The organism is Geobacter metallireducens GS-15, from assembly GCF_000012925.1.
Taxonomy (GTDB): domain Bacteria; phylum Desulfobacterota; class Desulfuromonadia; order Geobacterales; family Geobacteraceae; genus Geobacter; species Geobacter metallireducens.
This window is the reverse complement of the sequence record NC_007517.1, coordinates 2,137,965-2,161,744: the sequence shown is the minus strand read 5'-3', so window position 1 is coordinate 2,161,744 and position 23,780 is coordinate 2,137,965. Positions and strand designations below refer to the sequence as shown.

The following is a 23,780-nucleotide window of genomic DNA, read 5'->3' as shown; positions in this document are numbered from 1 at the left end:
AAGCGAGTTCCCATGGACCTTAAAAACTATCTCAAAGAACGCTGTGCCATTGTTGATGAAGCTCTTGAACGCTCCCTGCCCGGTGAGGGGGACCTTCCCGTTTCCGTTCATCGCGCCATGCGCTATTCGGTTTTCGCAGGGGGGAAACGGATTCGGCCGGTTCTGATGCTCGCCGCCTGTGAGGCGGTGGGAGGAACTCCGGACTTGGCGCTTCCCGCTGCGTGCGCCATGGAGATGATCCACACCTATTCCCTCATCCACGACGATCTCCCCGCAATGGACGACGACGATTTCCGCCGCGGACGTCCCACAAACCACAAGGTTTTCGGCGAGGCAATCGCCATCCTTGCCGGTGATGCGCTCCTTACGGAAGCGTTCATCCTCATGAGCTCTCCCGAATACGCCGCAAAGGCCGGACATGCCCGTATTCTTCCGGTTATCCACGAGATTGGCATCTGTGCCGGTTCCCGGGGGATGGTCGGCGGCCAAGTAGTCGACATGGAGAGCGAGGGGAAAAAGGATATCGATCTGGCCACGGTCCAGTACATACACACCCACAAGACCGGCGCCCTCATGAAGGCTTCGGTCAAGGCGGGCGCAATACTCGGCGGAGCGGAAGGGGACGCCCTTGCGGCCATGACCCGTTACGGCGAGGCCATCGGCCTTGCGTTCCAGATTGCCGATGACATCCTTGACATCGAGGGTACCACCGAGCAGATCGGCAAGGATGCGGGGAGCGACGAAGCCCGGGGGAAAGCCACCTATCCGGCGGTCATGGGGCTTGCCGATTCCAAACGCCGCGCCCAGGAGTTGGTGGATCTGGCCCTCGAAGCCCTTTCCCCCTTCGGCGAGAAAGCGGAACCCCTGCGGGAGATCGCCCGTTACATCGTATCCCGGAAATCGTAATGACAGCAATTCTCGACACCATCGAATCCCCCTGCGACCTGAAGGGGGTCACCCAGCGGGAGCTTGCACAGCTTGCCGCGGAGTTGCGGGAGAAAATCATTACCGTCTGCGCCAGGAACGGCGGACACCTGGCTCCAAGCCTCGGGGTGGTCGAGTTGACCCTGGCGCTCCATAGAGTCTTCGATTCTCCGGCCGACAAGATCATCTGGGACGTGGGGCACCAGGCCTATGCCCACAAGCTGCTCACGGGCCGGCGCGACCGGTTCGCCACGCTCCGCACCCTTGGCGGAATCAGCGGGTTTCCCAAACGGTGCGAGTCCTCCCATGATGCCTTCGACACAGGGCACACCTCTACCTCCATCTCTGCTGCCCTGGGTTTTGCCGTTGCCCGGGACCTGCGGGGGGAGCGGAACAAGGTGGTGGCCGTCATCGGCGACGGCTCCATGACCGGCGGCCTCGCCTACGAAGGGCTCAATAACGCCGGGCACCTGAACAAGGATCTGGTCGTGGTCCTGAACGACAACGAGATGTCCATTGCCGAGAACGTGGGAGCCCTGTCGAATTTCTTGAACCGGACCGTCACCAGCGAATTCGTCCATACCATGAAGAAGGACCTGGAAGGGTTCCTCGGCGGACTCGACCGCATCGGCCACGGGGTTCTGAAGGTGGCCAAGCGGGCAGAGGAGTCCCTCAAGGGGCTCTTCACCCCCGGCATGCTCTTCGAGGCCTTCGGGTTCGAGTACATCGGCCCCATCGACGGCCACGACACGGCCCGACTCATGGAGACCTTCGAGAAGGTGAAGCGCTTTGACGACGCGGTCCTGATCCATGTCCTGACCAAGAAAGGGAGGGGGTATCCTCCCGCCGAAGAAAAACCGGCGCTCTTCCACGGCGTTGGCCCCTTTGAGCTGGAAACCGGCAAGGTCATCAAGGGGAAGGGGGGCGCAGCCTCTTACACCGGCGTCTTTGGCGAGGCCATCAGAAAAATCGCCGCCGAGGACGAGCGGGTCATCGCCCTGACTGCGGCCATGCCCGACGGCACCGGGCTTACCCCCTTTGCCGCCGACTATCCCACGCGGTTCTTCGACGTGGGTATAGCCGAACAGCATGGGGTCACCTTTGCCGCAGGGCTCGCCGCCGAAGGATACCGGCCGGTCTTTGCCGTCTATTCGTCGTTCCTGCAGCGGGCCTACGACCAGGTCTTCCACGACGTCTGCCTCCAGAATCTTCCGGTTACCTTCGCCATTGACCGTGCCGGGGTGGTGGGGAGCGACGGTCCGACCCACCATGGACTTTTCGATCTTGCGTACCTGCGCCATCTCCCCAATATGGTGGTCATGGCACCCAAGGACGAAAACGAGCTTCAGCACCTGCTCTTGACCGCCATCGAGCACGACGGACCGGCGGCCGTCCGCTATCCCCGGGGTAACGGTTACGGGGTTTCCCTGGACCAGACCTGCAGCGTCCTTCCCATTGGGAAGGGAGAGATCCTGAGGGAAGGTCTGGACGGTGCCCTCCTTGCCATCGGTTCCACCGTCTACCCGGCCCGTGAGGCAGCTGAAGCCTTGGCCGCCGAAGGAATCGACCTCGCCGTCGTGAATGCCCGCTTCGTGAAACCCCTCGACCGGGACCTGATCCTCAGCTTGGCCCGAACCACCGGCAGGCTCATCATCGTTGAGGAGAACGTCATCCAGGGAGGCTTCGGCACGGCGGTGCTGGAACTTCTCGAAGAGGAAGGAATCAATGGGGTCAAGGTTCTCCGCCTGGGATACCCGGACCGGTACGTGGAGCAGGGGGAGCAGCATGAACTGAGGGCCCAGTATGGCCTCGACGCCCCGGGAATAACGGCTCGGGTCAGAACATTCATGAAGGGATAAACGAAGCCGGGGATTCCCCGGCTTTTTTCTTACTTGCGAGTCACGAGCGAATTCAGCGATCATGGAGTATCCGCGATGCGATATGCCAATCTCGTCAGAGCCCTTGAAATCTTCGGCCTTCCCGACCGCGTCACGTTGCGGGAGATCAAGGCCAGGCACCGGGAGCTTGTGCGCCGCCACCACCCCGACTCTGCGGGAGAGGAGGGCGATGCCGAGCAGATACGCCTTGTGAACGCCGCCTACGGGATTCTCCGCGAGTATGCCGAAAACTACCGCTTTTCCTTTGCGGAGGAAGAGTTCTACGAACAAAACCCCGAGGAACGGCTTCGGATGCAGTTCGCGAATACCCCGCTCTGGGGCTCGAAATAGATATCGATGAGAAACCTGCCGGCCTGCATCCTTGTGATTCTCTGCCTCCTTTGCGCGGGAGAACCTCTTCTCTCCCCGGTTGCCGCAGCCGATCCCTTTCTCCATAACAAGTACGGTGTCGATCTCATCGAACGGGGTGAGATCGAAAAAGCCATCGAACAGCTGGAAAAGGCGTACAGCCTATACTCATCGGATCCAATCCTGAAGGGGAACCTTGCCACGGCCTATGCCCTTCAGGGGCAGAGGCTCCTGGACAGGAAGTCCTATGCCGACGCGGCGGGGCAGTTCGAGAAGGCCCTGGTGCTTTTTCCCGATGAGCCCCGGTATCATCTCCTTCGCGGCATCGCCTTTACCCTGGCAAAGAATTTCCCCCTGGCTCGCCATGAACTTCAGCAGGCTCGAAACCTGGGGGGAGAAACTGCCGAGGGTCTTTATTTCCTGGGCCGGATTCACTATGAGGAGGGCGAAACGGACGAGGCCCTCCAGAACTGGGAGAAAGCGGCAGCCCTGGCGCCATCGGATCCCTCGCTCGCAAAGTTGCTGGAAAGGATGCGCCGCGAACAGGCCGTTGAAACCCGCATGGAGCGTGGCCACAGTTCCCGTTTTATCGTTTCCTACGACGCGGGGGAAGTGAAGACCGGCATCGCCCTCGATGTGCTTGATGTGCTTGAAACCGCCTACAACAGTGTCGGCACCGATCTCGGCTACTTTCCCGAGGCCAGGGTGCCGGTCATTCTCTATACGAAACGGGATTACCGGGAAGTGACCCGCTCCCCCAACTGGTCGGGGGGGCTCTACGACGGCAAGATCCGCATACCCATAGGAGGTCTGGTCGAGATAACGCCGGATTTGCGGGCAACGCTGCGCCATGAATACACCCATGCGGTCGTACGTGACCTGTCCAGGGGCAACTGTCCTGTCTGGCTGAATGAGGGGCTTGCGGAACTCCAGGGGAGACAGGAGTTGAATCCTCCCTTGACGGAACTGGGGCGGGCGATCAGGACTGGCGGGTACCTTCCTTTGCGAAAACTCGAAAATGGGTTCACCTCCCTGGGAAGCAGCGAGGTGCGCCTTGCCTATGAGGAGAGTTACGCGGTGGTGAATTTCATGGTTTCCTCATACGGGTGGTATCGAGTGAGGGGAATCCTGACATATATAGGGGAGGGGTTGCCAGTCGGCGAGGCGATCAACAGGGGACTTGCCGATCTGGGGCTGGACTATGATGGTGTTTTCGGCGAATGGCTGGAATACATGAAGCGTGAGTATGGAGGCGAGAAGCAGGGATAAGTAATTTATGTGCGAGAAAATATATTGACAGGTCTGAAAGCTTTAGGTATAAAAAGACTAAATTGGTCTTATAGGTGCTATTTATGATGGAGCTTACACGAAAAGGCGAATACGCAATCAGGGGAATAATTCATCTGGCCCAGTTGCCGCCGGGGAAAGTGGCGCTCATCAGCGAGATCGCCGAGGCAACCGATGTTCCGCAGACGTTTCTGGCCAAGATACTGCAGAGTTTCGCCAAGATCGGCATCGTTCAGTCGTTCCGGGGGGCAGGGGGGGGGTTCATGCTTGGTCGTTCCGCCTCCAGGATCACTCTGCGCGAAGTGGTGGAGGCGGTGGAAGGGCCTATTTTGCCAAATCGCTGCCTGATCGGTTCAGGGACCTGTGAACGGGACAGCACCTGCGGCGTCCATCCGGTCTGGAGGCAAGTGCAGCAACGGGTCGTGGAGGTTCTCGACGGAGTCACCATTGAAGATCTTGCCACGCACAAGTAGATAACACAAAATTTTTTTGCCCCCATACAGGATAAATTTAGTCCTGTATGGTATAATAATCAGAAAATTGTGTTTATGGTTACGAAACAAATTGAGGCTTTCTACCGGCCGATACTGCCCATACACGCACTCCACTCTACCAGGAGGTAACGACGGATGGACGTACTAACCCTCAGCAGGCTCCAGTTCGCAGCAACGACAATGTTCCATTTCATCTTCGTGCCCCTCACCCTTGGCCTCTCCATCCTCACGGCGTACATGGAAACCAGGTATGTGCGCACGGGAGACGAGACCTACCTCAAGATGACCAAATTCTGGGGGAAGTTGTTTCTGATCAACTTTGCTCTGGGGGTCGTCACCGGCATTACCCAGGAGTTCCAGTTCGGCATGAACTGGGCCGAGTATTCCCGCTACGTCGGGGATATTTTCGGCGCGCCGCTTGCCATTGAAGCAACCGTGGCCTTCTTCCTGGAGTCAGTCTTCATCGGCGTCTGGATCTTCGGGTGGAACAAAATATCGAAGACTGCCCACGCGGTCAGCATCTGGCTGGTGGCCATCGCCACCAACCTCTCGGCCCTCTGGATTCTCCTGGCCAACGGCTGGATGCAGAAACCGGTGGGCTATGTGCTCCGTAATGGCCGTGCCGAAATGGTGGACATCATAGCCGTCATCACCAACCCCTACGGCCTCATCAAGTTCGTTCACACGGTCGGTTCCGGCTACATGGTGGCGGCCTTCTTCGTGATGGGGATTTCCGCATGGCACCTGCTCCGCAAGAGCCGGGTCGACTTTTTTGTCCGATCCTTCAAGATGGGATCTGTTTTCAGCTTGGTCTCCGCGTTGCTTGTTTTCGGTTCAGGCGATTTCCATGCGGTGGAAATTGCCAAGACCCAGCCCACCAAGTTCGCGGCCATGGAATCGGTATGGGAGACCCAGAAGGGTGCCGGCATGAACCTGTTTCTCCTTCCCGATCCGGAAAATGAGTGTAACGCCATAGAGCGTTTGTGTATCCCGAACATGGTGAGCATGCTCGCTTTCCATGACCCAACCGCCGAGATCAAGGGGTTGAAGGACTTCCCGAAGGAGCTCAGGCCGCCGGTACAGCCCACCTTCTGGAGTTTCCGCCTCATGGTGGGGATGGGCACCTTCACGGCCCTGGTTTCTCTTGCCGCCGTGATCCTCTCGCGGATGAAGAACCTTGAAAACAAGACCCTCTTTTTGCGGCTCATGGTGCTGGCTCTGCCGCTTCCTTACATCGCCGCCCAACTGGGATGGGTCGTCGCCGAAATGGGGCGGCAGCCCTGGATCGTGTACGGGGTGCTGAAGACGTCCGATGCGGTTTCCAAGGCGGTAACATCGCCCCAGGTGATCGGTTCGCTGGTGGGATTCACACTCCTCTATGGTCTGCTGGGTGCCATCGATATCTATCTCCTGGCAAAGTACGCCCGCAAGGGGCCTGACGACGATCTTTCCGGCATCATCAAACCGGCGACGGTAAGGGAGGCATAACATGGAACTGCAGATTATCTGGTTCGTGCTCTGGGGAGTTCTCTGGGCGGTCTACTTCATGCTCGACGGATTCGTCTTCGGCACCGGAATCCTCCACAATGTGCTGCCCCGCACCGACGGCGAGAAGCGGGTCCTCATCAATACCATCGGTCCGGTGTGGGACGGTAACGAAGTCTGGCTCATCACCGCGGGCGGCGCCACCTTCGCGGCATTTCCCACCACCTATGCGCTCATGTTCAGTTACCTCTACACGGCGCTGCTGCTCCTGCTCTTCTCGCTGATAGTTCGCGGGGTATCGTTCGAGTTTCGCGGCAAGCTTGAAGGGGAGGGGTGGAAAAAGGCGTGGGACGTGGCGATCCAGGTATCCAGCTTCCTGCCGGCGCTCCTTTTCGGCGTGGCCTTCGGCAACATCTTCAAGGGGCTTCCCATGGACGCCGCCGGCTATCAGGGGTCGTTTCTGTCGCTCCTCAACCCCTATGGGCTTCTGACCGGCGTCCTGTTCGTGCTCCTCTTCACGGTTCACGGTGCCCTCTGGCTGTCGGTGAAGACCGTGGGCGACCTGAGAGCCCGGGCCAAGGGGGTTGCCGACAAGACCTGGCCGGCCCTGCTGGTGGTGGCGGTAGCGTTTCTTGCCTACACGAAGTTCGCCACCAAGCTTTTCGACAATTACCTGGCTCATCCGCTGCTCTTTGTGGTTCCGCTTGTGGCCGTTGCGGCTCTCATCGGGATGCGGCTCTTCTCGGCCAGGGGGGCGATGCTCACCGCCTTCGCATCGTCCTGCGTGACGGTGCTTGCCGTGGTGGCAACAGGCGTTGCGGGGCTCTTCCCGAACCTTATTCCGTCGAGCCTCGACCCGGCCTACAGCCTCACCATCTTCAATTCATCATCGAGCCCATACACCCTGAAGATCATGACCGTCGTGGCATTCATCTTTGTACCGATCGTCATTGCCTACAAGATATGGGTTTACCGGATATTCAGGGCTCCCGTCACCGAAGCGGAGGTACTGGAGGACAAGCACGCTTACTGACCCGCCTTTCTCCAAACGCGTATGAAATTGAAAGAGCCCGTAATTACGGGCTCTCTTTTTTTGCTCACTACCGACATACCGGCAGCCGACTCATTCCCGTACATAAATGTCCATATCCGATTCATGCACCATGGCCATGATCCGGGCATACTCCGATTCGATCATTTCATAATGGTTGTGGGTTTCACGGGCATTCAGCTCGAAAATGGCACGAACGTTTTCATCCTTGATTTTACCGGCAGTCTCCCGGAGGGTGTGTTCCAGCTTTTTCTCCTTGTGCATGGCCAGCTCCAGGGCTTTCTGCTCGGTGAAGTCGGAGTTGACGGTTTTGGTCATGGCGGCCATCCATGTCGATTCTTGGTCAGGGGGCGCATCCATGAACTCATCAAAATCGGGAATGTCGATCCCTTTGTAGATTTTGTAGAAATGGCCGGCGTGCTCCCGTTCCTCCTTTGCAAGGAGTTCGAATACCCTGATGGCGTCCTTGTTTTTCATGCGGGTCGCGCCGAGCTGGTAAAAATTCATGGCGTTTTTTTCGGTCTGGAGCGATTTTTTGATGGCGTCCTGTACGTCGATCTCTTCGAACATTCCCTGCCTCCTTGAGGTTAAGTATGCGGGTTCTTACGGGATAAAACGTATCGGATAATCGTGAAATGTCAAATGGTTGCCGGATCGAAAAAGCCGCCGGGAAATGGTTTCCCGGCGGCTCAGAAACTGCTCGAATGCTTTGTGTGGTTTACAGCCGATTTACGCCTGCTGAATCGCTGACAGCTTCCATGGGTTCGGGCCAACCGGGCGGGAGAATGTCCAGTATTCCTCGAACTTAACTGGCGCAGAGTCGCTTCCGGAAACAACTTTCCCCGATTCGTCGGTGGTGTAGTCGAGGATGCTTGCCAGTAAACGAACCGTGAGATAGTCCCTTCCTTCTTCCTGCCATGCCTCGGTTATATTTACTTCCCGCACGGAAATGTTTTCCAGTCGGTTTATGGTGCCCGCAGCCTTGAGCTCATCGATCTGCTGCCGGAATGTTACCTGCATTTCCGGCGTAAGGAGATCGGCTACCGGCGACAGGTCGCGCCGTGTCCACGCCCCTTGGACACGAAAGAAAATATCCTGGGCAGTTTCCTTGAAGCGGTTCTCATCGAAGGAACCATCCATCTGGCGGACATGGGCAAGGCCGAAACTGGTTTCATCCACAGGCGCGGCTTGTGCCGTCTGGCCGAAGCCGTACTGCCGGGGAGGAGGCTCAACGCTTTCTGCCTGTCGCCAGGTCTGTTGGGCGCCGTATCCGGAGGTTTGGGCAGTTTCGCGGCGCCGGGAGGCGACGAAACGGTAGATCAGGTATAGGACGCCGCCGATCAGGAGAATATCGAAGATGCCGATGCCGCCGGCGCCGGGGCCGGCGAAACCAAGACTCCGGAAGAGCATCCCCCCCAGGAGTCCGCCGAGAACGCCGCCGGCGAGCCCCCTGAGGAAGCTTCCACCCTGCCGCTGGGGCTGGGCTTGGGGGAAGGGCTGCTGGGGCGAAGTCGGAGACGCCTGTGGTCGCGATTGATAGGGGTTTACCGTGCGGGACGGGGCACTGTATGTGCGGGAGCCGCGACTGCCGAAGGAGCGGCCGCCGCCGGCGCGGGCCTCGGCTTCATGGTACGCCGCCGCCACAAGGGAGACGGCAAAGGTGAGGGTAAAGATCGTGGTAATCCATTGTTTCTTCATTGGTTCCACCTTTCGTGGGTATGAGTCGACAAATTGTAATGCAAACGGTAACAATTTCAAAGGAATTTGAAAAAGCTCGTAGTTGACACATACTTAGCTGACAGTGTACAAGGATATGCCAAAATTCACGAAGGAGGTTTTCATCCGCCCATGAGCACCGAAGGGAACAAGATAATTTATACCATGATGCGGGTGTCCAAGTACTACGATAAGAAACCAGTTATCAAGGACATCTCTCTTTCCTACTTTTACGGCGCCAAGATCGGTGTTCTGGGCCTGAACGGTTCGGGCAAGTCGACACTGTTGCGGATCATGGCAGGGGTCGACAAGGACTTCAACGGGCAGGCGGTACTCTCTTCCGGCTACACCGTGGGCTACCTGGAACAGGAACCGCGGCTCGACGAGGCTAAGACCGTGCGGGAAATCGTCGAGGAGGGGTGTCAGGAGACTGTCAACCTCCTGAACGAGTTCAACGAGATTACCGCCGCCTTTGCCGATCCCGATGCCGACATGGACAAGCTGCTGGACCGTCAGGCCGCAGTGCAGGAGAAGCTCGACCACCTGGACGCCTGGGATCTGGACTCCCGACTCGAGATGGCCATGGATGCCTTGCGCTGCCCCGCTGGAGAAACGCCGGTAAAAGTCCTTTCCGGTGGCGAGCGGCGCCGGGTGGCCCTCTGCCGGCTTCTTCTCCAGAAGCCCGACATTCTCCTCCTGGACGAACCCACCAACCACCTGGATGCCGAGACTGTCGCGTGGCTCGAACATCACCTCCAGGGATACCCCGGGACCATCATCGCCGTGACCCACGACCGCTACTTCCTCGATAACGTGGCCGGCTGGATCCTTGAGCTCGATCGGGGCGAGGGTATCCCGTGGAAGGGTAATTATTCCTCGTGGCTCGAGCAAAAGCAGAATCGCCTTGCCCAAGAGGAGAAATCCGAGAGTGAGCGGCAAAAGACCCTTCAGCGGGAGCTTGAGTGGATCAGGATGAGCCCCAAGGGGCGCCACGCCAAGAGCAAGGCGCGGATCAGCTCCTACGAGCAGCTTCTCTCCCTGGAGAGTGAGAAGAGGGCAAAGGACCTGGAAATCTACATACCTCCCGGACCCCGGCTTGGCGATATCGTCATCGAGGCGGATAACGTCTCAAAAGCCTACGGCGACCGCCTGCTTGTGGAGGGGATGAGCTTCCGGCTTCCCCCCGGTGGCATCGTCGGCATCATAGGTCCCAACGGCGCCGGCAAGACAACGCTCTTCAGGATGATTACCGGCCAGGAGGCTCCCGACTCTGGCTCCATCCGTATCGGTGATACGGTGAAGATTGCCTATGTTGACCAGAGCCGCGACGCCCTCAGTCCTGACAAGAGCATCTGGGAAGAGATTTCGGGAGGGCAGGAGACGTTGCAGCTGGGGAAAGTAAGTGTCAACTCCCGTGCCTATGTCTCCCGGTTCAATTTTTCGGGGAGCGACCAGCAGAAGAAGGTGGGGATGCTCTCCGGCGGCGAGCGGAACCGGGTGCACATAGCAAAGATGCTCAAAGAGGGAGGAAACGTCATCCTGTTGGACGAGCCGACCAACGACCTGGACGTGAACACCATGCGGGCACTGGAGGAGGCTCTGGAGAACTTTGCCGGTTGTGCCGTGGTCATTTCCCACGACCGGTGGTTCCTGGATCGGATTGCCACCCATATCCTCGCCTTCGAGGGGGACAGCCAGGCGGTCTGGTTCGACGGCAACTATTCAGAGTACGAGGAGGACCGAAGGAAGCGCCTCGGAGCTGCCGCCGACATGCCGCACCGGATCAAGTACCGGCAGTTGACGCGGGCATAACAGAGAATCTGGAATGCAAGCAGGGCCGGCAAAAACTGTCGGCCCTTTCTCTTCCAAAAAATAAAGAGGGCAACCAAGCGTCACCCTCATTCAGCAGGATTCGATAATTTTGAATTCAGATTCGCCGACCCATCAGAAGCATGAAACAAATGCCGTGCATCTGGAGTCGCTGGAAGGGGAGGGGCGTCGTGTGATTTCCTGCCGGTAGTTCACCGCTTCCACCCATACTCCCGAACGGAGGAACGACTTGACCAGGCCGTCCTTGATGAGTTTGCTGAGTTTTGATCCCTGTGCAACGGTAACGGTGTCGTCGGTACAGCGTACAAGTACAACCATGTCTCTTCCTCCTTTGCGGGAAAGCTCGGGATGCGATAGATCAGCTTGTTTCAAGTCGCTTATATAAGTTTCTGCGGAGCTTGCTGATGGGCGGTAGATGTGCAGGGAATCCAAACACCTTTTGAGTCGTTTAAATCGCCCTTGTCATGTATACACAAAAAAAGAGTTTGGGTAAAGTAAAATCTATTAGCGATGATTAATTGTTGCCGATGGGCACCAATGCTGTATTTGGATGACGCAAACCGGCTTATAATATAACTTTTTGGCTAATTGTCAAAGGTCTTCTTGAGAAGATAAGAGAGCAAGGTTGCAAGCAGCAATCCCGCGACTACCGTTGTTCCGACGATTTTTCGGCGCTTGTTCCGTTCATCAAGTTTCGCCAGAGCCTGCTCTATGGTGCCGAGTCCCTGCCGAATCACCTCTGATTCCTGTTTTACCCTGCCGACATCAACAACGTGGAAGAGTCGATGATAGCGATTACGCAGGTCAAAGAGGCTTTTCTCTTGTACTTCGATATTGATTCCTTCTCCCTTGAACTGTTGAATTTTCCTTGCGATATCGGTGATTGACCCATCAGTCTGTCGCATTGCCTCCTTGATCACGGAGGCGCGGTCATAGGGGTGGCAACGGCTGCAATTTTTGTCGTTTATGAGATCGAGGGTTGCTTTCATGACCGTATGGGAACCATGACAGGTGACGCATGTGGGGCCCCCCTTGCCGAGGGCGCGGCCATGGGCACTCTTGAGATATTCCTCCCTGATTCCCACATGGCATCTGCCGCAGAAAGCAGGAATTCCGGTTTCGCCTGGAACGCCAAGAAAGCCCCGGACAGGGCTCATGGCGTTGGCGGCATCTCTCGGGTCTCCGCCATGGCAGTCGTTGCACGAAATGCCGTTGTCGGCGTGGACGCTCCCGCGCCAGGCTTTTACAGGTGCCCCTCCTTTGCCCGTCTGGGCTCCGTGGCACTGGAGACAGACAGTCTGTTCCTGGCAGCGGGCGTCAGCGGGAAATAACGAAAGGAGTAAGAGCAGGGGCAGGCAAATGAGAGCAGAAGAACTATACGTTGCTGATAGTCTCATGAGTAATGCCCCCAGACCGCCATGGCAACGTAGAGAAGAATTCCGCCGACGAAACAGGCGAGGAAGAGGGGACGTTTGAACGGGTGCCGCTCCCTTCCCTTGTCGATGAACGGTAGGAGTGCCAGGAAGGTCATGACGGCCCCCTGCACCAGGAGCCCCAGGAGTTCGTTCGGGAAGACCTTCAAGGTTTGGTAGTTGGCGAGGAAATACCATTCGGGTTTGATATGGGCGGGAGTTTTGTAAGGATCGGCCGGTACGAAGGCGGTTGGCGGTAAGAAGATGTAGGGGATATAGAATATGACGCAGAAAAAGATTGCCAGGTAAATCAGGATGGAAGTCATGTCCTGGAGCATATAGTTGGGAAAGAAGGGGATGCCGCCGGGGTGAGATTCGTAGCGAAACTGGTCTCCCATCCAGGTATTTTTCGACTCTTTTTGCCCGAAAGGCGGGGTGGAAACGCCGATCCGTTCCAGCAGGAAGAGGTGTCCGCCGATGAACGCCCCGATCAGGAGCGGAAGGAGTGCCACGTGAACGGCGAAGAAGCGTCCCAGAGTGGGCGCCCCCACCAGCTTGCCGCCCCGGAGAAATTCCACGAGATAGTTGCCGATGACCGGGATGGCCCCGGCGCTGTTGGTGGCCACCGTTGTGGCCCAAAAGGAGAGCTGGCTCCAGGGAAGGAGATAGCCGGTGAGTGAAATCGCCAGGACCAGGTTGAACAGGATGAAACCGGTCAGCCAGTTCAGTTCCCGGGGGCGTTTGTAACTTCCCATGAAAAGGACCGACAGCATATGAAGCAGCAGGACCGCCACCATCATGTTGGAGCCCACGGCGTGGCACAGGCGGATCAGCCAGCCGAAGGGGACATCGTTCATGATGGCGCTGACGCTCTTGAAAGCCTTTTCAGCATCGGGTACGTAGTAGACAAGAAGGAGAATGCCGGTGATGACCTGTAGTGTGAAGATAATCAGAAGTACACTGCCAAGGGAGTACCAGGCGTTGATGGAGCGGGGCAGGAGGTAGCCGGTGAGGCGTTTCTCCACCAGTTCACCAACTCCGATACGTACGTCCAACCAGTGGTAGATACTCTTCAAGGGGGACATAGATGGTTTACCCCACGGTCACGATTCCGTTTGTTATGGTGATGGCAAGCTTCTCCAGGGGCTTGGGCGGTGGGCCTGAGATGACGGAACCGTCGGAGTTGTAGCGGCCACCGTGACAGGGGCAGAGAAAGTCCTGCTTGTCTTGTTCCCACTGGACGATACATCCTAAGTGTGTGCAGATGGCTGACAGGGCTACGAGTTCACTATTTTGTTTTCTGATGATAACACCGGTTGTCCCGCGAAAATCAAAAAATTTCGCGCCATTCGGAGGGATTTCCGTGAGGGGAAAAGAGACCTTTCCGCCAGTGCCTTCATCTGAAAGGGGGGCAAGATAGCTGAGAACGGAATACGCTCCTGCCACGGCCCCTGCCATTCCCAGGCCGCCAAGGCAGAGACCAAGGAATTTCCGCCTGCTGGCGTTCTGCATGATCCCTCCGTAATACGAATTGTGTTCGAGAACTAAGTATAGGCCCTCAGGAGCACATTGCAAACATGACCTCTGAACACTGGGTTGACGCTACTTTTCGCTTGATTTGCCTTACCTCTTTACATTAATCTTTAAGGGATTTTACTATTTTATGCACAGGAGGGATGCATGCCGTTCAGTGAACCGGGCAAGACGAAATTCCAGGTAGATTTGCGCCGTCATCTCCGTAATCAAGGGATCTGCGACAACCTCGTCCACCTCATCTGCGAGATTGCCGAGGCGAGCAAGTATGTGATCAACGCTGTTCGTACCGGTGATCTGGGCGTGGCGGGTACCTCCAACCTTTACGGCGAAGAGCAGCTTGCCCTGGACGTCCTTTCGGACAGGATTATCAAGAAACGGCTCATTCACTCCGGCGTTGTCTGTAACATTGCTTCCGAGGAAATGGATGAAATCTTCCAGGCCCAGGCCGATGCAGATGGCCTTTACTCGGTGGCCTATGATCCCCTCGACGGTTCGTCGCTCGTGGATGTGAATCTGGCGGTTGGCACCATCGTCTCCATCTATGAGGGGTGCAATCTGCTCCAGAAAGGGCGCAACCAGGTCGCGGCCTTGTACATCCTCTATGGCCCACGGGTCTCTATGGTCTACTCCGTCGGCAGAGGGGTGCATGAATTCACCATGAACCATCTGATGGAGTTCACTCTTTCGCGCGAAAACATTGTCATGCAGGAAGAGGGAAATATTTATGCTCCTGGTGGCCTGCGCAACAAATATCAAGAGGGGACTGAACAGTTCGTTCGTTATTTGGAGGAGAAGGGGGCCAAACTCCGGTACTCGGGCGGTTTTGTGCCGGACATCAACCAGGTTATCATGAAAGGGAAGGGCATTTTTATGTATCCGGCCCTTAACGGATCCCCTAACGGCAAACTGAGACTCCTCTTCGAGCTTAACGCCATGGCATATCTGGTTGAAAACGCCGGTGGGGCAGCCACTGACGGGAAACAGCCGATTCTTGACCTGGAACCCCACTCCCTCGACCAACGCGCCCCTGTTTACATCGGTTGCAAGGCTGACGTGGTGAAGGCGATGGAATTTGTCAGTCGCAATTGACAGTGATTTCGATTAACTACGAGGCTTTCATGGAAGAAAATGCGAAACAGCAACGACTTTGCACCGAGATCCAACTCTTTGATCTGTGCGACAAGGGACCGGTTGATGTCTGCGGTCACCGAGACGGACGTTACTGCACCAAGGGGGATATCCTGGCCCGGTTCGAGGCCATAGCTGATGATGACCGCTCCCCTGAACAGTATTTTGCCGATGAGCTCGACGATGTTGAAGGTGCCGACGACCTTGGGTATGACGAGGCGTTCGGCGTCGACGAGTATGGCGAAGAGGATGAGGATTAGGATAAGGTTTGTAGTGCGTTTCGCGCCAGGTTTTCACCGTGGGCCGTCCATTCTGGGCGGCCCTTTCCCGTTTACGGCCGAAAAACGATAGTGGCCAGGGGGGAGGTCTGACTGTTTCTGCGCTGATAAGAGATGGAAAGACTAGCCAACGATGAAATGCCTCTTCCCGACGACTTCCCACCGCTCACGGGGAATCGAGAGGAAAATGTCGACGATCTCCGGATCGAACTGGGTTCCCCTGCAACGTCTCACCTCGCTGGTGACCGCCTCGAAGGGGAGCGCTTTGCGGTAAGGTCTGTCCGACGTCATGGCATCAAGGGTATCCACCAGGGAGAAGATGCGAGCGCCAAGGGGAATGCCGCTTCGGGAAAGTCCCTTTGGATAACCGCTGCCGTCGAACCGCTCATGGTGTGCAAATACTATTTCGGCTGGTCCCTTGAGAAACTTGATTCCCGAGAGGATCTCGTAGCCGAGTTGGGGATGGCGCATCATCTCCATCCATTCGCGTTCATCGAGCTTGGCAGGTTTCAGGAGTATATTGTCGGAGATGCCGACCTTGCCGATGTCGTGCAAAAGTGCTCCCCGCGCCATGACACTCAGATCCTTCTCAGGGACGCCCATGGCCTCCCCGAGGAGCAGGGTGTAAGTCATAACCCGCTCCGAGTGGGAGCCAGTTTCCTTCTCGCGGGCATCGAGCGCCCTCACGAGAGCCGTCAGGGTATGATTGTAGGCGAGGTTCAGGTCTTCCATGGCCATGCGAATCTGACGGGTCTGCTCGTCGACTTTTTTCTCCAGATTGGCCTGGTATTCCCGGTTCTCGGCGAGGAGACGCTGTTTTTCCAGGGCGTTGTGGATAGTAAGGAGTACCCGGTCGATATCGAAGGGCTTGAGGATATAATCGTAGGCCCCGAGGTGGATGCACTTCATGGCTGTTTCCGTGTCACTCAGGGCTGTTACCATAAGCACCACGGTCTCGGGACTCAGTACTTTGAGTTCCTTGAGAAAGTCATCGCCCGAAAGCCCGGGCATCATGATGTCGAGAATCGCGAGATCAATCTTGTTGTTCTGGAGGACGGAACGAGCCTCCTCGGCGCTGCCGGCTTGAAAGCAACGGTATCCCTCACGGGAAAGGGCCGTAACCATAAGGTCTCTGATCATTTCCTCGTCGTCGACAGTCAAGATGGTGGGTAGCACAGGAGCTCCTCTCGCGTTTACATATTCAGCCGGCCCTCAAGGACATCCCGCACACGTTCGACCAGCACATCGGGCGTGAAAGGCTTGTTGATAAAGGCTGCGTGCTCATCGATAATTTGTGGGGACGATATCGTATCATCCGTGTAACCCGACATGAATAGGATTTTTAGATCAGGGAGTTTCTCCCTGAATTCCCGCACCAGCGCTGGGCCATTTTTTTCGGGCATGATAACATCGGAGAGGACAAGATCAATCCGGTGGTGGTTGGTGGAAAAGATTCTACTCGCCTCAGAGGGGGAACTCGCCTGGAGCACTTCGTAGCCATTCCGTTTCAGGGTATGGGCGGTGAGGTTCAGCACACCGATTTCATCTTCAATAACCAGGATAGTTTCATTACCCTTTGGCCCTTCGTGACTTGTAACGGTTTCTTCCTGCCATGCTTCGGAATCGACGCGGGGGAAATACACCCGAAACGATGTCCACTGGCCAAGTTCGCTGGCTACCTGAATGTATCCGCCGCTCTGTTTGACGATGCCGTACACTGTGGCGAGACCGAGGCCGGTCCCTTTTCCCTGCCCCTTGGTGGTGAAAAAGGGTTCGAAGATCTTGCGCCTGGTTTCTTCGGTCATCCCCTCTCCGTTGTCGTGAACCGCCAACATGACATAATTACCTTCAACCGCCCCTGGGTTTTCGTTTACAAACGTCTTGTCCAGATAGACATCGGCAGTTTCGATGGTTATGATGCCGCCGTTACCCAGAGCATCTCTGGCGTTCACCAGCAGATTCATGATGATCTGCTCCACCTGTCCCGGGTCAACCTTCACAACGCCAAGTTGCTCGTAAAGACTGGCATGCATGACGATGTTTTCCCTGATCAGCCGCTTCAGCATCTTCTCCATGTTTCTGACCAGATGGTTGATGTTGATCACCTTGGGCTCAAGCATCTGGCGGCGGCTGAAGGCAAGGAGTTGGTGGGTGAGGTCGGCAGCCCGCTCGCCGGCCTTGAGGATCTCGTTAACCTCGGAGCGGAAGGGGTCGTCGACCGGCATCTCGTGGAGCAGCATGGTGCTGTAACCGTTGATTACGGTAAGAAGGTTGTTGAAATCATGGGCGATACCCCCTGCCAATTGGCCAATGGCTTCCATCTTCTGGGCCTGGCGGAGTTGGTTCATGGCCTGTTTGTGTGCCAGTTCTGTCCGTCGCTGTTCGCTGATATCTTCCTTCACTCCAACAAAATGGGTTATGACACCTTCGGCATCCTTGATGGCCGAAATAGATGCCCGTTCCCAGAACAGATCACCGTTCTTTTTCTTGTTGATTATATCGCCATGCCATTCGCGGCCGGAGGTGATTGTTTCCCAGAGGCGCCGATACTCGCTGTCAGGCATTTTGCCCGATTTGAGAATACGCGGGGTCTGCCCTACGGCCTCGTCGACGCCATATCCGGTAACCTGGGTGAATTTAGGGTTCACGTATTCTATGGTGCCGTTTTGGTCGGTGATAATGATGGATACCGGACTCTGCTCCACGGCATGGGATAGCTTGCGCAGCTCATCCTCGACCTTCTTTTTCTGCCGCCTGACCTCTGATTCCTCAAGCTCGCGCCGGATGGCAGGAACCAGTCGCGCAAGATTGTCCTTGAGGATGTAATCGTTGGCACCGGCCCGCATGGTTTCTACGGCGGCCTCATCTTCAATCTTGCCTGAGACCACGATGAGCGGCGTCGTGTATCCCTCCTTCCTGAGGAGGGCGATGGCATTGAGGCCGCTGAAGCTGGGCATCACGTAGTCTGAAATCACGATATCCCACGTCGCGCTTGCAAGGGCATCGAGCATTTCTTCCGCCGTGTCTACTCTGCGGAAATGGGTGATGAAACAACTGTTGAGCTCGCGAATTACCAGTTCGGTATCGAAAGGAGAGTCATCGATGATGAGGACTCGAAGAGAAGAAGGGTTTACGGCCACCGTCATTTCATGCTCCGTCTGATCCGGAGAAATTTCATTACGTCGCTCCCCTTGTATCTTTTCGGCGTTTTATGCAGAAAGTTTAACTCTACGATAAAAATTTGCCGGTGCCCCGGCATTGTATTTTTGAGGGATTGAACGGTTACCGACAGGGGGGACGGAGGAAGGTTTTAGGCAGCCGTGTGGTTCTTCTTGAACTTGTGCTGATACATTCTTTTGTCGGCAAGCTTCTGGGTTTCCTCCAGCCGCTCCCCCTTCGAGGCGGTAGCCGCACCAAAAGACATGCTGAGCGCGAAGGAGACGTCGGGGGTATTGCTCGCCTCGATTTTCGACATCACCCGTGTGAGAGCCTCTTCCACGACCACCGCGTCGGCAGTTGGGAGAAGAACAGCGAACTCGTCGCCACCGATTCTCGCCACAACGTCCTCAGCGCGGAAAGCCCCTTTGAGTATCAGGGCGGCCCGGGTTATCAGATCATCCCCTGCTGCATGGCCCAGGCTGTCGTTGACGTACTTGAGCTTGTCGATATCGCTGACCACGATGCTTACCGGAAACTGACGCCCCTGCTCGAGACGTTCGAGTTCTTCTTGGAAATAGGCCCGGTTGTAGAGGCCGGTAAGCGGATCATGGGTGCTCATGTAGCGGAGCTTTTCCTCTGTCTGTTTGCGCTCGGTAATGTCGAGGATCGTACCGACGAGCCCGCCGAGGGTGTTGTCGATGTTGTTGAAGGTGGCTTTATAGAAGATGACGTCGTGGAGAGCTCCGTCGGCAAAGGAAATGGAGCTTTCATAGATTTGAGTGCCTCCATGCTGAAACAACTCTTTGTCGGCTTCAACGAACCGTTCGGAAATGCTGTTCGAGGCAAGATCAGCCATGGTTTTGCCGATAACCTCGTTCTGGACAAGGCCTGAGAACGACTCGAAGGCCTTGTTGCACCCCAGAAACACCCCGTTAGTGTTCTTGAAAAAAATGGGGGCGGGGATGGAGTCGATGAGCACCTGTCTGAAGTGGAGCTGTTCCCGCAGATCTCTCTCAGCCCGGCGACGTTCTTCGCGTATGACGGCCTCACGCAGTTCCCTGCGTATGGCAGGCATGAGACGGGTAAAATCTCCCTTCATGATATAGTCGTGGGCGCCGGCCTTCATCGCCTTGACCGCTTCTATCTCGCCTATCCTGCCGGAAACGATTATAAACGGGAGATCCAGATTCATCTCCTGGAGAATCAATAGCGCAGCCAACGCATCGAACTGGGGCATGAAGTAGTCGGACAGAACAATATCCCACTTCTCGCCGATGAGCGCCTTGCGAAGAGCATCTTCCGTGTCAACCCGTTCGTGGGTGATTTCGTACTCTTTTTTGAGTGCCCTGATGAGGAAAAAACAATCGTCTTCAGAGTCTTCGATTATGAGTACACGTAGAGGGGGATTCAATTGGGCTCTCCACAGTAGGGAATTATTATGTTTCGGAATTCCCTGTGAACGATCACGAGATTGCATCCTTTCGTGAGTCAGATGTTTGTTGCAGGAACCAAGTGCGACTTATATATTAATATCATCACACATGCCAATTGGCAAATACAAGTACCTGTGCTATATGAGATAACGCAATTTTTTGAGTACATGCGGAGGATTACCATGATCGCATCATGGCGGATAATTTCTCTGAAGTCGTTTTTTTCACTGGTTCTTCTGGTTGTCGCCATGGTTCTGGTGGTTCGCGGCGAACTCCTGGCCGAATCGGCGCCTGCGGATATCGTCACCCAGGGAGAGTTTGCTGCAACCCTCGTGAAGGAATTGGGGTGGCAGGAGGGACTGCCACCTGAACCGAAAACAGCTGATTATCTGACTGTCCTGAGCGGGAAACGCACTTTTCGCTTTGAGGCTGAAGACGTCTATGACGTGCAGGGCGATAGCGTCACGTTCCGGAATTATCCACTCCACGGCCCATTCTCGGGAACCGGTTGGCTCAGTGGTATCGCCGCTCCGACAACTGTCCACTTTACGGTCTTCATCCCCCGCGGCGGTGAATACCTCTTGAGGGTTGTGTCTCGGGGTGATGGCCAGCGTTGGCTGGCAGGGGGAAAAGAATTCACGGTGAGCACAGGCGGAAGTCTCCGTGAGGTTGAGGCGGGAACGGTGCTCCTCAAGGGGGGACGTCAGGGAATATCGGTCTTGCTGCCTCCTGAAGGAGGAGTTGATGCTTTTACGCTTGTTGCCTCCGGTGATCATCCGGCCATTGAGCCCCTTGATGGCTGGCACGCCGATGCTCCCCTTACCTGGGGTGATTATGCCGAAGCCGTAGCGGCGGCCCTCAATCTTGAGAAAGAGTTTGCCGTTGCGCCGGGAACTAAGCCTCAAATCCTTGCATTCCAGAACGTCAAAACTCTTCCGTCGTCGGTCAATCTGACTTCGGTCGATTACCTTGGAACCCATGTGGCGCCGACATGGGCGCGGGTAGGGGCGGATGGCGCATCCCTCGAACTCCCCCTCGATGTGGCAGCAACGGGGGTATATGGTGTTCGCGTTCGGCTTCTCGGTGGCAAGCTCATGACCGATTTCAACGGAAAGCGGATACAGTGGGATGGGAAACCGTACCTCAACTGGTACGATCTGGGGATTACGCGCCTGACGAAAGGGACCCATACCCTGAAAATCCAACTCCCCCCCCGTGGCGGTGCCGACGTCGTCGAACTCACCGCACGCTCGTCCTCTCCGGCCGATTATCTCGCAGCGATTGGGCTCGGGAACAAAAAGCCGACGGCAACTGTTCCGCGGGTAGAGCTTGAAACTCAACTCCGGAAAGATTTGAGCCGTATTCGTCCGACACGTTAGGGGCCTGAGTGACCGGAAGGCCCCTTCTTGTTCCACTCCTCGGCATGGTGGGCGGCCTTGCCTCTGCCCACCATCTTGGTATCGTACTCCCGTACCAGTTCCTTCCGGGACTCCTTGTGGCCGCTCTGGCGGCTGTCTTCCTCAAAAGCCGCATCCCGTTCACGATAATCCTCATCGCTCTGTTTTTCGTCTGGGGGAGTGCTGCACTCCACCCGTTTCTCGCCCCTGTACACCCACCACACCATCTTGTGCATAGTACCGATTCGAAACCGGTCATAGTTGAGGGGATCGTCGGCGTCCGACCCGAAGCCTCGGAAGGGGGGATGAGAATCATTCTCAATGTCGACCGGATTATTCGGGACGAAAAATGCACTGCGGCCATCGGTCGTCTCTTGGTTTACGTTCGTGAGGGGAGGGGGACCATTCTGACCGGCGACCGGGTAAGGCTCGAAGCCCGGATCCGTGAACCGGCAAATTTCGGGCTTCCGGGAGAATTCGACTACCGTCGCTACCTTGCCTACCGTAACATCTGCGCCACGGCGTCAATCAAGAGTGCCGACGACATACTCCTGATCCGCGAAGCGACAGCACATCCGGTCCAGCGTTGGTTTGACCGGCTGGCCGCGGAGCTAGGCGGTTTCATTGGCAGCAGTGCGCCGGCCGAGGGGGGCTTGCTCAGGGCGATCCTCGTGGGAGAACGTGGTTTCGTTACGGAAGACACCGAGGATATCTACGCCCGCGCCGGGGTTAACCACATCCTCTCCATCTCCGGCTTCCATATCGGGGTAATCGCCCTCACCATCCACTATCTCCTTTTTCACCTCCTCGTTCGGTGTGAATTTCTCACCCTGCACCTGAACCTTCGGCGCACCGTCCTTCTGGCCACGCTCCCCCCTGTCGTCTTCTACCTCTTTATTGCCGGACTGGCTCCGGCCACGGTCCGCTCGGTAGTGATGATCGCCCTTGTAACCCTGGCGCTTTTCCTTGAGCGGGAGACCGATTCCCTCAACACATTGACGGCAGCCGCCTTCGGCATTCTGATGTTCAACCCCCAAGCCCTTTTCGATATCTCGTTCCAGCTCTCGTTTCTTGCCATCTGGGGGATACTGGTTCTGACGCCCCTCTGCATGGAACCTTTTGGCGATTTACGGGAAGGCACACTGAAGAAGGTACTGCTGTTTGCAGCCGTATCGGTCGCCGCCACCATAGTCACGCTTCTTCCGGTGGTTCACACCTTTCACCGGGCATCGGTCGCCGGGCTCGTCGGAAATTTCGTGGCGGTTCCTCTGTTGGGGTACGGAGCAGTAGTGGCAGGGTTTTCCGCTCTGCCGCTTATTTACCTTTTCCCTGCGGCGGCTAAATTCCTCCTTGGAATCGCCGCGTGGCTGGTGAGAATTTCCGACGGAATCATGGCGACCGTGGCCCAAATTCCGCCTCTCCCTGTGCGAAACGCGACCCTCGCGGACCTCTTCATTCTCTACCTTGCCCTCCTGGCGCTCTCACTCGTCAAGGGAAAGCGAATCCATTATCTCCTCTGCGCACTGGCTGCGGGGCTTGTGCTGGCGCTTCATCTGCCGGCGGTGGCTGATTCATCGAAAACACTCAGGATCACCTTTTTCAGTGTGGGGCAGGGGGAGTCGACCCTTGTCACGTTCCCTGACGGCAGACGAATGCTCGTGGATGGCGGCGGCTCTCCCCACGAAGGCGGAATGGATGTAGGGAGGCAGCTTCTGGCCCCGGCACTCTGGAGCATGGGGATTGGCCGACTCGACGTGGTTGTTCTGACTCACCCCCATCCCGATCATATCAAAGGGCTTATTTCTCTTGCCGCCCTGTTCCCCATCGGTGAGTTCTGGGAAAGTGGCATCACAACACCAGTCGGCGACCATGCAAAGCTCCGGGAGATTCTTGCCGCTCACCGGGTTCCGGTTCGATACATTACTTCTTCCTCTCCCCCATTTTCTGTCGGCAACGTTCGGATTGAACCCCTGGCTCCGGCACACCGCCCCCTTGCAGAGCCGGATAGCGACCAAAACGATGATTCCCTCGTATTCAGGCTCACGCATGGAACGTTCAGCATGCTCTTAACCGGTGACATTGGCAGTTATGCCGAGGAGCGGCTTCTGTACGAGCCGGAAAGACTCGCCTGCACGGTCCTCAAGGTGCCCCATCACGGCAGCCGTCACTCTTCGTCGCCCCGCTTTCTCGATGCAGCCTCCCCCCGTCTGGCGCTCATTTCAGCCGGAGCCCGCAACAGCTTCGGCCTTCCGTCGCCGGAAACCATTTCACGTCTGAGGAAGCGCGGCGTTTCGGTCTGTCGCACCGACCTGAACGGGACGATCCAGGTGGCAAGCGACGGGAACGGATATTCGGTCAAAACCTTCTCGGACGGGCATTTTCATTGACAAGCATCCCGTTTTAT

21 protein-coding genes and 1 pseudogene are annotated in these 23,780 nt (G+C 56.6%); 12 read left to right on the top strand and 10 right to left on the bottom strand.

All coding sequences use genetic code 11. From position 1 onward, the window contains the following. Window positions 1-12 precede the first annotated feature (12 nt). The 7 genes from GMET_RS09775 (at window position 13) to cydB (ending at window position 7,469) form a co-directional block, all read left to right on the top strand. Window positions 13-906, top strand: a complete 894-nt coding sequence (locus GMET_RS09775) for a polyprenyl synthetase family protein (protein ID WP_004511908.1) — start codon at window positions 13-15, stop codon at window positions 904-906. Beyond that, window positions 906-2,783, top strand: a complete 1,878-nt coding sequence (gene dxs, locus GMET_RS09770) for a 1-deoxy-D-xylulose-5-phosphate synthase (RefSeq protein ID WP_004511909.1) — start codon at window positions 906-908, stop codon at window positions 2,781-2,783. The genes GMET_RS09775 and dxs overlap by 1 nt, the downstream gene beginning before the upstream one ends. 75 nt (window positions 2,784-2,858) lie before the next feature. Further along, on the top strand, window positions 2,859-3,152 hold the full coding sequence (locus GMET_RS09765; RefSeq protein WP_004511910.1) for a J domain-containing protein: 294 nt from the start codon (window positions 2,859-2,861) through the stop codon (window positions 3,150-3,152). A 6-nt stretch (window positions 3,153-3,158) separates the two neighbouring features. Beyond that, window positions 3,159-4,439 carry a tetratricopeptide repeat protein gene (locus GMET_RS09760; protein WP_004511911.1) on the top strand — a complete coding sequence of 427 codons (1,281 nt, stop codon included), beginning with the start codon at window positions 3,159-3,161 and terminating at the stop codon, window positions 4,437-4,439. Between the two features lie 83 nt (window positions 4,440-4,522). Next, window positions 4,523-4,930, top strand: a complete 408-nt coding sequence (locus tag GMET_RS09755; protein ID WP_004511912.1) for an RrF2 family transcriptional regulator — start codon at window positions 4,523-4,525, stop codon at window positions 4,928-4,930. 156 nt (window positions 4,931-5,086) lie between these two features. Then, window positions 5,087-6,439, top strand: coding sequence for a cytochrome ubiquinol oxidase subunit I (locus GMET_RS09750; protein ID WP_004511913.1), 1,353 nt, complete (start codon window positions 5,087-5,089; stop codon window positions 6,437-6,439). 1 nt (window position 6,440) lies between these two features. Continuing rightward, on the top strand, window positions 6,441-7,469 hold the full coding sequence (gene cydB / locus GMET_RS09745; RefSeq protein ID WP_004511914.1) for a cytochrome d ubiquinol oxidase subunit II: 1,029 nt from the start codon (window positions 6,441-6,443) through the stop codon (window positions 7,467-7,469). Window positions 7,470-7,559: 90 nt separating this feature from the next. Here cydB and GMET_RS09740 read toward each other — a convergent pair whose 3' ends face one another. Together GMET_RS09740 and GMET_RS09735 are read right to left on the bottom strand one after the other, a co-directional pair. Next, the gene (locus GMET_RS09740) at window positions 7,560-8,057 is read right to left on the bottom strand and encodes a ferritin-like domain-containing protein (protein ID WP_004511915.1); all 498 of its coding nucleotides are present in this window, start codon (window positions 8,055-8,057) and stop codon (window positions 7,560-7,562) included. Between the two features lie 159 nt (window positions 8,058-8,216). Continuing rightward, complete coding sequence (locus GMET_RS09735) at window positions 8,217-9,185, bottom strand: Tim44 domain-containing protein (RefSeq protein WP_004511916.1); 969 nt, start codon at window positions 9,183-9,185, stop codon at window positions 8,217-8,219. A gap of 150 nt (window positions 9,186-9,335) precedes the next feature. On the opposite strand from GMET_RS09735, the gene ettA reads away from it, so the two are divergent. Continuing rightward, window positions 9,336-11,015, top strand: coding sequence for an energy-dependent translational throttle protein EttA (gene ettA, locus GMET_RS09730; protein ID WP_004511917.1), 1,680 nt, complete (start codon window positions 9,336-9,338; stop codon window positions 11,013-11,015). Window positions 11,016-11,147: 132 nt separating this feature from the next. On the opposite strand, the gene GMET_RS09725 is transcribed toward ettA, so the two are convergent. The 5 genes and pseudogenes from GMET_RS09725 to GMET_RS09710 all read right to left on the bottom strand — a co-directional run bounded on the left by GMET_RS09725 (window position 11,148) and on the right by GMET_RS09710 (window position 13,957). Next, window positions 11,148-11,351 (bottom strand): GSU3473 family protein, encoded by a 204-nt coding sequence (locus tag GMET_RS09725; protein WP_004511918.1) that lies wholly within the window; start codon window positions 11,349-11,351, stop codon window positions 11,148-11,150. A 266-nt stretch (window positions 11,352-11,617) separates the two neighbouring features. Further along, a complete protein-coding gene (locus tag GMET_RS19030) occupies window positions 11,618-12,022 on the bottom strand; it encodes a hypothetical protein (protein ID WP_238379044.1) in 405 nt (134 codons plus the stop codon). Window positions 12,023-12,031: 9 nt separating this feature from the next. Further along, window positions 12,032-12,430: pseudogene (locus GMET_RS19025) on the bottom strand (multiheme c-type cytochrome); the annotation flags it as partial. Then, window positions 12,427-13,530 (bottom strand): cytochrome b, encoded by a 1,104-nt coding sequence (locus tag GMET_RS09715; RefSeq protein ID WP_004511920.1) that lies wholly within the window; start codon window positions 13,528-13,530, stop codon window positions 12,427-12,429. The pseudogene GMET_RS19025 and the gene GMET_RS09715, both read right to left, overlap by 4 nt. A 7-nt stretch (window positions 13,531-13,537) precedes the next feature. Beyond that, window positions 13,538-13,957, bottom strand: a complete 420-nt coding sequence (locus tag GMET_RS09710) for a ubiquinol-cytochrome c reductase iron-sulfur subunit (RefSeq protein ID WP_004511921.1) — start codon at window positions 13,955-13,957, stop codon at window positions 13,538-13,540. 168 nt (window positions 13,958-14,125) lie between these two features. Between GMET_RS09710 and GMET_RS09705 the strand changes: the two genes are divergently transcribed. Beyond that, window positions 14,126-15,070, top strand: a complete 945-nt coding sequence (locus GMET_RS09705; protein WP_004511922.1) for a class 1 fructose-bisphosphatase — start codon at window positions 14,126-14,128, stop codon at window positions 15,068-15,070. A gap of 29 nt (window positions 15,071-15,099) precedes the next feature. Continuing rightward, a complete protein-coding gene (locus GMET_RS09700; protein ID WP_004511923.1) occupies window positions 15,100-15,369 on the top strand; it encodes a hypothetical protein in 270 nt (89 codons plus the stop codon). Window positions 15,370-15,510: 141 nt separating this feature from the next. Here the strand turns inward: GMET_RS09700 and GMET_RS09695 are convergent, their stop codons facing one another. The 3 genes from GMET_RS09695 to GMET_RS09685 form a co-directional block, all read right to left on the bottom strand. Beyond that, window positions 15,511-16,563 carry an HD domain-containing phosphohydrolase gene (locus tag GMET_RS09695; protein ID WP_004511924.1) on the bottom strand — a complete coding sequence of 351 codons (1,053 nt, stop codon included), beginning with the start codon at window positions 16,561-16,563 and terminating at the stop codon, window positions 15,511-15,513. A gap of 17 nt (window positions 16,564-16,580) precedes the next feature. After that, on the bottom strand, window positions 16,581-18,533 hold the full coding sequence (locus GMET_RS09690; protein ID WP_004511925.1) for a hybrid sensor histidine kinase/response regulator: 1,953 nt from the start codon (window positions 18,531-18,533) through the stop codon (window positions 16,581-16,583). Window positions 18,534-18,697: 164 nt separating this feature from the next. Then, window positions 18,698-19,957 carry a diguanylate cyclase gene (locus tag GMET_RS09685; RefSeq protein WP_004511926.1) on the bottom strand — a complete coding sequence of 420 codons (1,260 nt, stop codon included), beginning with the start codon at window positions 19,955-19,957 and terminating at the stop codon, window positions 18,698-18,700. A gap of 204 nt (window positions 19,958-20,161) precedes the next feature. Here GMET_RS09685 and GMET_RS09680 point away from each other — a divergent pair, with 204 nt between their 5' ends. Together GMET_RS09680 and GMET_RS09675 are read left to right on the top strand one after the other, a co-directional pair. Beyond that, entirely contained in the window at window positions 20,162-21,358 is a 1,197-nt protein-coding gene (locus GMET_RS09680) for a hypothetical protein (RefSeq protein WP_004511927.1), read from the top strand. Between the two features lie 44 nt (window positions 21,359-21,402). After that, window positions 21,403-23,763: a DNA internalization-related competence protein ComEC/Rec2 gene (locus GMET_RS09675; RefSeq protein WP_049756798.1), complete on the top strand. Its 2,361-nt coding sequence runs from the start codon at window positions 21,403-21,405 to the stop codon at window positions 23,761-23,763. The last annotated feature ends 17 nt before the right edge of the window (window positions 23,764-23,780 follow it).